Genomic DNA, 11,969 nt, shown 5'->3' with positions numbered 1-11,969 from the left:
CCGATGGCCCGGACGATCGACCTCGACAGCTACGTCCAGGGGGTGCAGGACGGCTCGCGCGCGTACATCGCGCGGGCCATCACCCTGGTGGAGTCCACCCGGCCCGACCACCGGGTCCTCGCCCAGCGCCTGCTGGTCGAGCTGCTGCCGCACTCGGGCAAGGCCGTCCGGGTCGGCATCACCGGCGTCCCCGGCGTCGGCAAGTCCACCTTCATCGAGGCCCTGGGCACCATGCTCACCGGCCTCGGCCACCGGGTCGCGGTGCTCGCCGTCGACCCCTCCTCCAGCCGGACGGGCGGCTCCATCCTGGGCGACAAGACCCGGATGGAGAAGCTCGCCGTCGACCCGGCGGCGTTCGTCCGCCCCTCGCCGACCTCGGGCACCCTCGGCGGGGTGGCCCGGGCGACCCGCGAGAGCATGGTCGTGATGGAGGCCGCCGGCTACGACGTCGTGCTGGTGGAGACCGTCGGCGTCGGCCAGTCCGAGACCACCGTCGCGGGGATGGTCGACACCTTCCTGCTGCTCACCCTGGCCCGCACCGGCGACCAGCTCCAGGGCATCAAGAAGGGCGTCCTGGAACTCGCCGACATCGTCGCCGTCAACAAGGCGGACGGCCCGCACGAGCTGGACGCCAAGGCGGCCGCCCGGGAGCTGGCCGGCGCGCTGCGGCTGCTCCAGGCCCCGGACGCGGCCTGGAACCCGCCGGTGCTCACCTGCAGCGGCCGCGACGGCTCCGGGCTGGACGAACTCTGGGAGCGGCTGCGGCAGCACCGGCAGATCCTCGACGCGACCGGCTCGCTGGAGGCCAAGCGGCGCGACCAGCAGATCGACTGGACCTGGGCGATGGTCCATGACCAGCTGCTCTCCCAGCTCCGCGAGCACCCCGAGGTCCGCCGCCTCACCCCCCTGCTGGAGCAGCAGGTCCGGGACGGCCGGCTGACCGCGACGCTGGCGGCCGAGCAGCTGCTGGCGGGCTTCCGCGCGCCGCGCGAGGACGGCTGACCGCGGGCCCCCGCGGTGCTTCCCCACCCCGGTGTGCCCGGTGGCCCGGACGGCAACCGGCCGGGCCACCGGGCACACCGGGGCCGGGTCACGGGGCCGTTCGGACGGCCACGGGGACCGGACGGCCGGCGGTGGCGGTGGCGGTGGCGGCGAGGTCGACGGGGGCGACGGGGTCGAAGCCCCTGGCGATCAGCCGCACCGCCAGCGTCACCTCCCAGGCGAACACCGGCAGGGCGGCCAGCGACCCGGCGGGCGAGACCTGCTCGTAGACGCCGAACAGCACGGCGGTCGCCGAGGCGCAGATCAGCGGCCCGCCGACCAGCCCGAGCACCGCGACGAACCGCGGCACCAGCCGGGAGCGGTACAGCAGCCAGGCGAGCACCAGGGTGTTGGCGCCCAGTACGAAGTTGGGCCCGACGAGGAAGGTCCGGTCGTGGAGCGCCACCAGGGCCCGGGCCACCGTGCGCACCGACGCGGCGTCGGAGCCCGCGGCGCCGGACGCGAAGTCCTGCCGGAGGGTCACCACGGACAGCACGCTCACGATGCCGACGACGATGACGGCGGCCTCCAGCAGGCGGGCGCAGACGTAGCCGAGCGCGGCCCCCTCCTGCTGCCGCCGCAGGACGGGGTACAGCGTGACCCCGGTGCCGACGACCGCCGCCGCGAGCAGCAGCTCGGACAGCGCCCCCAGGAACACCCGGCCGTCCGCGCCGGGGCCGGTCACGTAGTCGGCGCCCTTCAGGACGGGGCCGTACAGCGCCAGTCCGCCGATCGCGGTGATCTCGGTGACAAGGAACAGGACACCCGCGACCGTCGCGGTCCTTCGGGTCGGTCTCATCCGGATTCTCCCCTCGAAAGGTGTACGGCGTACACCTGCGACTCACGGTAGGCGTACGCCGTACACTCGTCAAGCCGGTGCAGCCGTCCGGCAGCCGGACCGAGGGAGTTCAGCAGATGGCCCAGCAGACCGACCCGGCCCGCCGGGCCCCCCTGAGCCGGGACCGGGTGCTGCGCGCGGCCGTCGCGCTCGCCGACGGGACGGGCATCGAGGCGCTCAGCATGCGGCGGCTCGCGCAGGAGCTGGGCGTGGTCCCGATGGCGCTCTACAAGCACGTCGCCAACAAGGAGGAACTGCTGGACGGCATGGTCGACGCCGTGGTCGGCGGGATCCGGCCGCCGGACCTCGGCCCGGACTGGCGCGGCGCCGTCCGCGGGCGGATCCTGGCGGCCCGGGAGGCGCTGCGCAGCCACCCGTGGGCCTCCCAGGTGATCCGGTCCCGGAGCGGCCCGACTCCGGCCCTGCTGGCCCACATGGACGCGGTGATCGGCGCCTTCCGGACGGGTGGCTTCTCGGTCGACCTCACCCACCACGCGATGCACGCCCTGGGCAGCCGCATCCTCGGCTTCACCCAGGAGGTCTTCGACGCCCCGCCCGGCGCCGCACCGGGCGCCGCGGCCGGCCCGCCGGCCGCCGAACAGGCGGCGGCGTTCCGGCAGCTGGCGGAGCGGTACCCCCACGTCACCGAGCTGGCCGGGGCGACGGCCCACGACGACGACTCCGTGGTGGGCCGGGGCTGCGACGACCAGTTCGAGTTCGAGTTCGCGCTGGACCTGCTGCTGGACGGTTTCGAACGGCTCCGGCAGCAGGGCTGGACCTCGTCCCCCAGCCCGGCCGGCGGCCGGGCCGGCTGACCGGCGCCCAACCGGCCCGGAACGGCGGCAGGCCCGCAGGCGCGCGGGACCGGCCGTCCGGTCCTCGGCGCCCGCGGGCCTGCGGGGCTGCGGGTTCTACCGGGTCAGCCCCAGAGGCTGCGCCCGGCCAGGTCGGCGGTCTGCACGAACACCAGGGCCGTCAGGAGTCCGAGGACGGCCAGCACCCCGGCCGTCTGGACCAGCACCCGGCCCTTGCGCGGGGCGAACACCAGGACCGAGCCGGCCGCGAAGCCCGCCAGCAGTCCGCCGAGATGGCCCTGCCAGAAGGTGAAGCCGGCCGAGGCGACCAGCCAGACGACCGCCCCCACCAGCTGCCGTCCGCCGCCGAGGGGGTCGTGGTGCATCTTCCTGGTCATCAGGAAGTACGTGGCGACCAGGCCGAAGATCGCGCCGGAGGCGCCGACCGCCGCCTCCTCGGGAGCGATCAGGTACCCCAGGACCGACCCGCCGAGCAGGCCCACCAGGTAGAGCGCCAGCATCCGGACCCGGCCCAGCTGCTGCTCGACCACCTGCCCGAAGAGCCACAGCGAGTACATGTTCATCAGGATGTGCAGGATGCCGAACTGCCCCTGGGTGGCGGGCAGGTGCAGGAACCCCGAGGTGATCAGCCGGTACCACTCGCCGTGCGCGATCCCGGCCTCGTGGAAGCCCGGCGGCAGCAGGTCCCCCTCGACGACGTACCGCAGGCCGTCCGGCCCGGTCACCCCGCGGCCGAGGCTGTCGAACCGGTCGACGATGCCCGGGCGGACCAGTTCGAGCACGTAGACCAGCACGTTCACGACGATCAGGAGGTAGGTCAGGAAGGGCGTGCCGATCAGCTTCCCGCCGAACACCGTGCGGGCCTGACGGATGCTCCGGTGACCCTCCTTCACGCACTCCGGGCACTGGTGGCCGATCGGCGCGTCCAGCATGCAGGCCGGGCAGATGAAACGCTCGCAGCGGGTGCACCTGATGTACGACTCCCGGCTCGGATGCCGGTAGCAGGTGGTGACGGGCTGCGCCTCGGGGGTCGGCGACCCGGGAGTGACGTGCGTGGCGTCCATGGAAGGGCTGGTCTCCGTACGGTTCCGGCTGGGCCCGGCGGCTCGTCCGCGGCCGGTGCAGCGAACAAGCTAGCGAATGCGCGGGCCACTGGGAACGGAGGGGCGGGATCCGCACCGGCGGCGGGGCCGACGGCCGGCCACGGCCGGTCCCGAAGCCGGCGGGCGGCGGGTCGCGGGGCGGGGCGCGGGAACGGTCCGTACCGTCGGCCCCGGCAGGGCCGGCCGGGTTGCCGCGGGAAACCTCGCCGACGGGTGTCGATCCCGGCGCGGGCTGTTCGTGTAGAGGGTGGAAGGCCGGCACGGGGCCGGCCGCCGCAACCGGAGGAGGAGCCGTGAAGCAGTACCTGCTCAGCATCTACCAGCCCGACGGCGAGCTGCCCGCGCCCGAACTGCTCGACCGGGTGATGCGGGACCTCGACGTCCTCAACCAGGAGATCAGGGCGGCCGGGGCCTGGGTCTTCACCGGCGGCCTGCACCCCGCCGACACCGCCACCGTGGTGCGGGTCCGGGACGGCGCGATGCTCACCACCGACGGCCCGTACGCCGAGGGCAAGGAGCACCTCGGGGGGTTCTGGGTGATCCGGGCGCCCGACCTCGACGCGGCGCTCGAATGGGGCCGCCGGGCCGCCCGGGTGACCACCCTGCCGATCGAGGTCCGGCCCTTCCAGGACGGGCCCGAGGGCTGACCGCCGCCGTGCCGCACCCCCGACCGGGCGCCGCCGGCCCCGGCGCTCCCGACCCCGAACCCGCCGGCGGCTCCGGCACCGCCGGCCCCGGCCCCGGTGCCGCAGCCGGTACGCCGGCCGCCGTCGCCCAGGTCGAGCGCGTCTTCCGCCAGGAGTACGGCCGTGCGGTGGCCGTGCTGGTCCGCCGCTTCGGTGACATCGACCTCGCCGAGGAGGCGGTCCAGCACGCCTTCACCAGGGCGGTGGAGCGCTGGCCGGCCGACGGCGTACCGCCTAGCCCGGCGGGGTGGATCATCACCACGGCCCGCAACCGGGCGGTCGACGACCTCCGCCGGGAGTCCGTCCGGGCGGACCGCCAGGCCCGTGCGGTGCGGCTCGGCACCGCCGGCGGGCCGGCGCCCGACGAGGGCGCGACGGCCGGCCGGGGGCCGGCGGACCCGGGGCCGGACGGCCGGGCCGGGGAGGGGCCGGTGTCGTGGGGCACGGGGGCGTGGGCGGACCCGGGGGACGACCGGGCGGAGGACGGCCCGGCGGACGACCGGCTGCGCCTGATCTTCACCTGCTGCCACCCCGCGCTCGCCCCCGCCGCCCAGGTCGCCCTGACCCTGCGGCTGCTGGGCGGGCTGAGCACGGCGGAGATCGCGCACGCCTTCCTGGTGCCGGAGCCGACCATGGCGCAGCGGCTGGTCCGGGCCAAACGCAAGATCCGTGACGCCGGGATCCCGTACCGCGTCCCCGGCCGGTCCGAGCTGGCGGAGCGGCTGCGGCCCGTCCTCGCGGTGGTCTACCTGGTGTTCAACGAGGGCTACACGGCGAGTTCGGGCGAGCGGCTGGTGCGGGCGGACCTCTGCGCCGAGGCGGTCCGGCTCGGCCGGCTGCTGGCCGCGCTGATGCCGGACGAGCCGGAGGTCACCGGGCTGCTGGCGCTGATGCTGCTCACCGACTCGCGGCGGCCCGCCCGCACCACCCCGTCCGGCGGTCTCGTCCGGCTGGCCGACCAGGACCGGTCGCGCTGGGACCGGGCAATGATCGCCGAGGGCCAGGCGCTGGTGCGGCGGTGCCTGCGGCTCGGCCGGCCGGGCCCCTACCAGATCCAGGCGGCGATCAACGCGGTGCACAGCGACGCGCCGGTCGCGGCCGCGACCGACTGGCGGCAGATCGTGCGGCTCTACGACCGGTTGCTGACACTGGCACCCGGCCCGGTGCCGGCCCTCCACCGGGCGGTCGCGGTGGCCGAGGTGGACGGGCCGCAGGCCGCGCTGACCCTGGTCGAGGAGCTGGACCTGGGCGGCTACCACCTCTTCCACGCCGTCCGGGCGGACCTGCTCCGCAGGCTGGGCCGGAACGCGGAGGCGGCCGCCGCGTACGAGGCGGCCGCCGCCCTCACCGGGAACGCGGCCGAGCGGGACTTCCTGCTCCGGGCCCGGCGGTCGCTGGGCGGCGGGACGTGACCGCCGCCGTGCCCGGCGGGGCGGCGGTCCGGCCGGGGGCGGGCTGGTGCCGCCCCGGGCCCGGGGCCGTTCCGGCCGTCCGGGCCGCTCGCCCGGCGCCGGGTCACCCGCCGGTCTTCTCCTTGATCAGCTTGAGGGCGTCGTTCCAGGCGGTCTTCGGATCGGTGCCGTTCTGCTCGACCGCCCGCAGCCCGCTCTCGGTGAGGACGGTCTTCACCGTGCCGTCGTCCTTGCCGATCGGCGCGGGCCGGACGTACTGGGCGGCGGTGGCGTAGATCCGGCCGACCGGCGTGTCGCCGAAGAAGTCGAGCTTCGCCTGCTGGACGGCGGGCAGCTGCAGCGCCGCCGTGGTGGACGGCAGGTTGCCGACCTTGGCGAAGACCTTGGCCTGCTGCTCGGGTGCGGTCAGCCAGGCGGCCAGGGCGGCGGCCTCCTTGGGGTGCGCCCCGCCGCTGGGGACGGTCAGGAAGGCACCGCCCCAGTTGCCCGCCACCGGCGCCTGCGCGATGTCCCACTGGCCGGCGGCGCCGTCGTCGGACTGGCTGCTGATCAGGCCGGTCATCCAGGACGGGCAGACCACGGTGGCGAACCGGGAGAGGAAGAACCCGGTGTTCCAGGTGCCCTGGAACTGGGTGAGCCCGGCGCTCATGCCGCCCTGCGCGGCCCGGACGGCGACGTCCCAGGCCTTCTTCACCCCGGGGCTGGACTGGTGGTCGAGATTGCCCGCCGCGTCCGAGTACTGCTGCGGCTCGCCGGCCAGGACGGCGTTGAACAGCCCGCCGACCGAGTCGGTGAAGAACGTCCCCTTGGGGGCGGCGGCCTGGTAGCGCCGGCCCACGTCGACGAACCGGTTCCAGTCGCCCTTCCACAGGGCGGCGACCGCCTCCCGGTCGGTGGGCAGCCCGGCCTTCTTGAAGAGGTCCTTGCGGTAGCAGACCGCCATCGGGCCGATGTCGGTGCCGAGGCCGATCATCCGGCCGTCGGCGGTGGTGCCCTGCTGGGCCTTCCAGGGCAGCCAGGCCCCGGGGTCCACGCCGGGGGTGCCGCGCAGGTCGGTGAACCGGTCGGCGTAGGTGCTGGTGGCCTGGGCGATGTAGCCGACCTCGACCGCCTGGACGTCCGCGAGGCCGGTGCCCGCGACCAGCTTGGGGGTCAGGGCGTCCCAGTAGGCCTGCCCGTCCTGGGTGATCTGGGCATGGATGTTGATCTCGGGGTGGGCCGCCATGTACTCCCGGTACAGGCCGGCCTCGTGGTAGCCGAAGGTGCCGAACTCGCCGACCGTCAGGGTGATCATGCCCTGGTCCGCGCCGGCCGAGGTCTCGCCGGCCCCCGCCGCCGGGCCCGCCGGGGAGCCCTCGAAGGCGCAGCCGGTGAGCAGCAGCACCCCGGCGGTGAGCGCCGCCGCCAGGCGCCGGGCGCCCGCCCGGTGCGGCCCCGCCGCGCTGCGGTACCGGGGTCTGGGGCGGGACGGGCGGCGCGGGGTTCTGGGCATGGTGCGGTGGCCTCTCACGGGCGGGGGAGGAGGAGCCGGGCGACGGCGGCGGGGAGGGCGAAGCGGGCGCGGAACGGCGTCGGTGGTGCGGAACGCGCGTGGTGGGGGCAGGTGGCGGGCAGTGCGGCCCGGCCGGGGAGTCGCCGCGAAGGATGGGAGCGCTCCCACTGAAGGGTGGGGGGACCGGCCCGGGGGCGTCAAGATCGGTGCGCCGGTGTTTCCGAACCGTGTCGTTGGCATGGACCGGCCGGGCGGGGCCTGCTGCCCCGGGCCTGCACGGCCACGACCCGGGCGTCTGCGCCCATGATCACGACCACGACCACGACCGCAGGCCACGCTCCGGACGACCGCGCGCCGGGCCACGTTCCGGACGACCGCGCGCCCGCCACGCTCCGGACGACCGCGCGCCGGGCCACGCTCCGGACGACCGCGCGCCCGCCACGCTCCGGACGACCGCGCGCCCGGCCACGCTCCGGACGACCACGCGTACGGCCCGCACGTGCCCGGCCACGTTCCGGCCGTCCGGTGCGGCTGTCCGCCGCCCCGGACGGCCGGAGCCCCCGGCCCGCCCGGTCAGCCCTTGTGGGCGAACGGATCGGTGTTGAACCGGAGCGCGGGGGAGGCCTGCTCGGCGAGGCTGTGCGCCTGCTCGGGCCACCAGGCGCCGGCCACCGGGTCGACGCCGCCGTACTCGGGGTCGGTCCCGCCGGTCGTGCCCCGGGTGCAGCTGCCGTCCGACTCGCCCGGCACCTTGATCCACAGGTAGGCGTCGAGCAGCGGGACCCCGGTGGCGGCGGTCGGGCGGGTGCCCAGGCCGCGGGCCGGCGGGTTGCACCAGGTCTGCGGGTCCGGGTACTGGGCGGTGGGCGTCCACGGCCCCTGGCCGTTGCGGCTGCTGTCGATGACGAAGTGCGGCAGCCGGGCGTCGGCCGGCACGTGGGCGGCGTACCAGGCGTCCGCGTCCGCCTGCGGCCAGTACTGGTTGGCGCAGTCGTCGGCGGCCGCGCCGGGGGTGTTCGCCAGGTACCAGGTGCACTTGGCCACCAGGGTGCCGTACCGGACGAGGTCGGCGTCCCGCTGGTAGTTGGAGACGTTCAGGAAGAAGCCCTGGGCCCGGGCCACCCCGCCCGCCCGGAGCAGCTCCGCCATCGTCCCGACGTTCTGCCAGGAGCTGTGGCCGCCGTCCAGGTAGACCAGCGCGCCGCTCTGCCGCTCCAGCCGGTCGACGGCGGCGTTCGTCTCGGCCAGCCGGTCGGCCTGCTGCTGCGCGGTGCCGCCGCAGAACGCGGGGCTGAGGGCGAGGCCGTCGGGCTCCAGCACGACCACCGTGGGCCGCTGTCCGATGCCCTTGGCCAGGGCGTCCACCCAGGCCGCGTACTGGCCGGAGTCGGCGGCGCCGCCGGCCGAGTACTGGGAGCAGTCGCGGCCGGGGATGTTGTAGGCCACCGCCACCGGCGTCTGCCGCAGGACGGCCGCCTTCGCCTGGAGCTCGGCCATCTCCCGGGTGGTCTGCGCCGGGTCGGCCGTCCCGGTGAACCACCGGGCGACCGGCCAGCTGGCCAGTTTGGCCATCGCGGCGGCGCCGGCGGTGTCGCCGGCCCGGAGGTCGGTGACGGCCTGCTGGGCGGCCTTGCTCGCCGGGTCGATGAAGAAGTGGGTGCCGGCCGGGAGCGAGCGGGCCGCCGCCGGGGCGGCGGGTCCGGCCGCGGCGGCCGGGCCGGCGCCGAGGCCGGAGAGTGCGGCGAGCGTCGCGGTCACGGCCAGTGCCGCTCGCGTGGTGCGGGCGATGCGCATGACGGTTACTCCCTGTGCGTGGGGTGCGGGCGGGCGGGTGCTCCCGGCGCCCGTGGATCCCGGTGCGGACGGTGCGGACGGTGCGGTGGGCGTGCCGGGCGCGGGCGCCGGCGGGCCGGGGCGGAGGGCGGTGCCGTGCGGACGGAGCGGGGGCGGGGCCGGGTGCCGACGCCGCGGTGTACGGGTGGGCGGCCCGGCGGCCCCGCCGGCACAGCTCGGCCGGCCTGGTCCGGCGGGCGGATCGGGCCTGGTCCGGGCGGTGCGGGGCGGGCGGACGGTGGCTGCGCCGTGCGTTGGACTGCCCCGGTAGCTGGGAGCGCTCCCAGGTACCGGGGCGGCCGGTCCCCGCATGAGTGGGTGGGGGCAGGGACCGCCACACATGAAGTCAGAGTCCCCGGGGAGGCGTCAAGACTTCTCACCGGCTTCAAGTTGTGAACCGGCAGCGGGCCCGGCGGCGGGCTGACAGGCCGACAAGGCGCTGCTGGCTCAAATCTCTGAAGGAGTGTTCGACAATTCGACGCTCCGGCGGGCCAACGGAGCCCGCCGGTGGCCGAATTGACCTTCCGGGGAGGTGCTGGGCGGCCGGTCGCGGCCGGCCGGACGGGGGAGTCCCCGCCGGGTCCGGCCCCGCGGCCGGGCGGCCGCGCCGCCCCGCGGCGGGTGCCGGCGGGTGGCGCCGAGGGCCCTCGTCACCTGCCGCTCGGCGGGGCCCCGGTGCGGCGGACGGGCCCGGCCCGCCGACGCCGCGGCGGGGTCGCCGGGTGCCCCGGTGGGCGGGGCGTGGTCGGTTCCATGGTCCTCCCACGGCTGGCGCCCACCGGTCCGTCCTCGCCCCGCGGGCGCCGGCGGGCGGGTGCGGGCCCCGCCCGGCGTCCGGCCGGCGATCGGGGCGCGGTCGCCCCGCGGCCGCCCCGGCGGGCCCTCCTCGGCCGGCCCGCCGGCCCGCCCTCCGCAGCTGTGACCTGCGCGGACGGCGGAGCGCCGGAAGATCCGCCCGGCCGGCGGGAGCGGCGTTCCCCGGCGGTCGGCCCGACATCGGCAGGACACGCTCCGGTAACGGCTTGGACTTCATGTCTTGACATGCCTGCCGGGCGGGAAGCAACCTTTCGGCAGACGCATGGGAGCGCTCCCACATCGAAAGGGCGAATCCCAGTCGTCAGCACCACCCCAAGGTCGCTTTTCCCCGGCCGGTTACCGGCTCTCCCTGACATCGCTTCCGCCCCATTCCCGAGCCGCACCGCCGCGTCTCGGACCAAGGAGATGGACATGCGCACGTCCCGTGCCACCCGCACCACCCGTTCCCGTCGAGCCGTCGTGCTCGTCACGACCGTGCTGAGTGCCACGGCGCTGCTGGCCACCGGTTGCTCCAGCAGCGGATCGGGCAGCTCCGAGGCCGCCGACCCGAACGAGAAGATCACTCTCACCGTGGGCGACTTCGGGACGTTCGGCTTCAAGGAGGCGGGCCTGTTCGACGCGTACACCGCGCTGCACCCGAACATCACCATCAAGGAGAACACCACCACCCAGGAGGCGGACTACTGGACCGCCGTCCAGACCCACCTCGCGGCGGGCAGCGGCCTGGACGACGTCCAGGCCCTGGAGGTCGGCCGGATCGCGCTCGCCACCTCCGACGCCCTGAGCGGCTCCTTCCAGGACCTCTCCAAGGCGCCGGGGATCAAGAAGGACGACTACCTGCCGTGGAAGTGGCAGCAGGGCACCACCGCGAGCGGCAAGACCATCGGCCTGGGCACCGACGTCGGCCCGATGGCGGTCTGCTACCGCCAGGACCTCTTCCAGGCGGCCGGCCTGCCCACCGACCCGGCGGCCGTCAGCGCCCTGTGGGCCGGTGACTGGGCCAAGTACGTCGAGGTCGGCCAGCAGTTCCAGGCGAAGGCCCCCAAGGGCACCTTCTTCATGGACTCGGCCACCGGCCTGTTCAACGCCACGGTGTCCAGCAGCACCGAGCAGTACTACAAGAACGGCAAGCTCAACTACAAGGACTCGGCGAGCGTCAAGACCGCCTGGGACCTCGCCATGAAGGCCGACGCCGCCGGCAGCTCGCAGGGCCTCAAGGAGTTCGACCCGACCTGGCAGACCGCGTTCACGCAGTCCACCTTCGCCACCACCATCTGCCCGTCCTGGCAGCAGGCGAACATCGAGAAGTACTCCGGCCCGGCCAACGCCGGCAAGTGGAACGTCGCCCAGGCGCCCGCCGCCGGCAACTGGGGCGGCTCCTTCCTGGCCGTCCCGAGCTCCGGCAAGCACGTGGCCGCCGCCCAGGACCTGGTGGCCTGGCTGAGCGCCCCCGAGCAGCAGGCCAAGGTCTTCCAGAAGGTCGGCAACATCCCGTCCAACCAGAACGCCTACTCCCTGCCCGGGGTCACCGACTTCAAGAACCCCTACATCGGCCCGAACGCGCCGACCGGCCAGATCTTCTCCACCGCGGCCAAGGCCATCAAGCCCGCCGAGACCGGCCCCAAGGCCGGTGACCTGCAGAACGCCTTCAGCAACGGCATCCTGCTGGTCGAGCAGAACGGCAAGAGCGCCGGCGACGCCTGGAACGAGACCGTCAAGCAGATCGACAGCACCATCCAGTAGCAGGCCGGCAGGGGCCGCCCGGTCAGCGCACCGGGCGGCCCCCGCCCGCCCCACCCGACGTCCATCGGCGTCCCGTCCGGCAGCCGTCGCCGCCGGGCCCGGGCCCGCCGTCCAAGGCCCCGAAGACCCGGCGGCATCCCACTGGCCCTCGCCAGTGGGCCGAAGGCAGCAATCCACGGAAGGAAGCCAC

General features: G+C 75.4%; 9 protein-coding genes. 5 read left to right on the top strand and 4 right to left on the bottom strand.

All coding sequences use genetic code 11. The annotated features are described in order from the left end of the window. Positions 1–3: 3 nt before the first annotated feature. Positions 4–1,002, top strand: coding sequence for a methylmalonyl Co-A mutase-associated GTPase MeaB (gene meaB, locus IE329_RS17575; protein WP_190211841.1), 999 nt, complete (start codon positions 4–6; stop codon positions 1,000–1,002). 88 nt (positions 1,003–1,090) lie between these two features. Here the strand turns inward: meaB and IE329_RS17570 are convergent, their stop codons facing one another. Further along, entirely contained in the window at positions 1,091–1,840 is a 750-nt protein-coding gene (locus IE329_RS17570) for a DUF4386 domain-containing protein (protein ID WP_190211840.1), read from the bottom strand. 116 nt (positions 1,841–1,956) lie between these two features. Here IE329_RS17570 and IE329_RS17565 point away from each other — a divergent pair, with 116 nt between their 5' ends. Next, a complete protein-coding gene (locus IE329_RS17565) occupies positions 1,957–2,694 on the top strand; it encodes a TetR/AcrR family transcriptional regulator (RefSeq protein ID WP_190211839.1) in 738 nt (245 codons plus the stop codon). A 104-nt stretch (positions 2,695–2,798) separates the two neighbouring features. On the opposite strand, the gene IE329_RS17560 is transcribed toward IE329_RS17565, so the two are convergent. Then, positions 2,799–3,758: a rhomboid family intramembrane serine protease gene (locus IE329_RS17560; RefSeq protein ID WP_190211838.1), complete on the bottom strand. Its 960-nt coding sequence runs from the start codon at positions 3,756–3,758 to the stop codon at positions 2,799–2,801. 332 nt (positions 3,759–4,090) lie between these two features. On the opposite strand from IE329_RS17560, the gene IE329_RS17555 reads away from it, so the two are divergent. Together IE329_RS17555 and IE329_RS17550 are read left to right on the top strand one after the other, a co-directional pair. Next, positions 4,091–4,444, top strand: coding sequence for a YciI family protein (locus IE329_RS17555; RefSeq protein ID WP_190211837.1), 354 nt, complete (start codon positions 4,091–4,093; stop codon positions 4,442–4,444). Between the two features lie 8 nt (positions 4,445–4,452). Continuing rightward, complete coding sequence (locus IE329_RS17550; RefSeq protein ID WP_268257289.1) at positions 4,453–5,895, top strand: RNA polymerase sigma factor; 1,443 nt, start codon at positions 4,453–4,455, stop codon at positions 5,893–5,895. A gap of 103 nt (positions 5,896–5,998) precedes the next feature. Here the strand turns inward: IE329_RS17550 and IE329_RS17545 are convergent, their stop codons facing one another. Continuing rightward, positions 5,999–7,387: an ABC transporter substrate-binding protein gene (locus tag IE329_RS17545; RefSeq protein WP_190211835.1), complete on the bottom strand. Its 1,389-nt coding sequence runs from the start codon at positions 7,385–7,387 to the stop codon at positions 5,999–6,001. Positions 7,388–7,960: 573 nt separating this feature from the next. Further along, a complete protein-coding gene (locus IE329_RS17540; RefSeq protein ID WP_190211834.1) occupies positions 7,961–9,181 on the bottom strand; it encodes a glycoside hydrolase family 6 protein in 1,221 nt (406 codons plus the stop codon). 1,266 nt (positions 9,182–10,447) lie between these two features. On the opposite strand from IE329_RS17540, the gene IE329_RS17535 reads away from it, so the two are divergent. After that, entirely contained in the window at positions 10,448–11,779 is a 1,332-nt protein-coding gene (locus tag IE329_RS17535) for an ABC transporter substrate-binding protein (RefSeq protein WP_190211833.1), read from the top strand. Positions 11,780–11,969 lie beyond the last annotated feature (190 nt).

The sequence above is a fragment of the Kitasatospora indigofera genome, from assembly GCF_014655955.1.
Taxonomy (GTDB): domain Bacteria; phylum Actinomycetota; class Actinomycetes; order Streptomycetales; family Streptomycetaceae; genus Kitasatospora; species Kitasatospora indigofera.
This window is presented reverse-complemented; position numbering and strand designations above follow the sequence as displayed.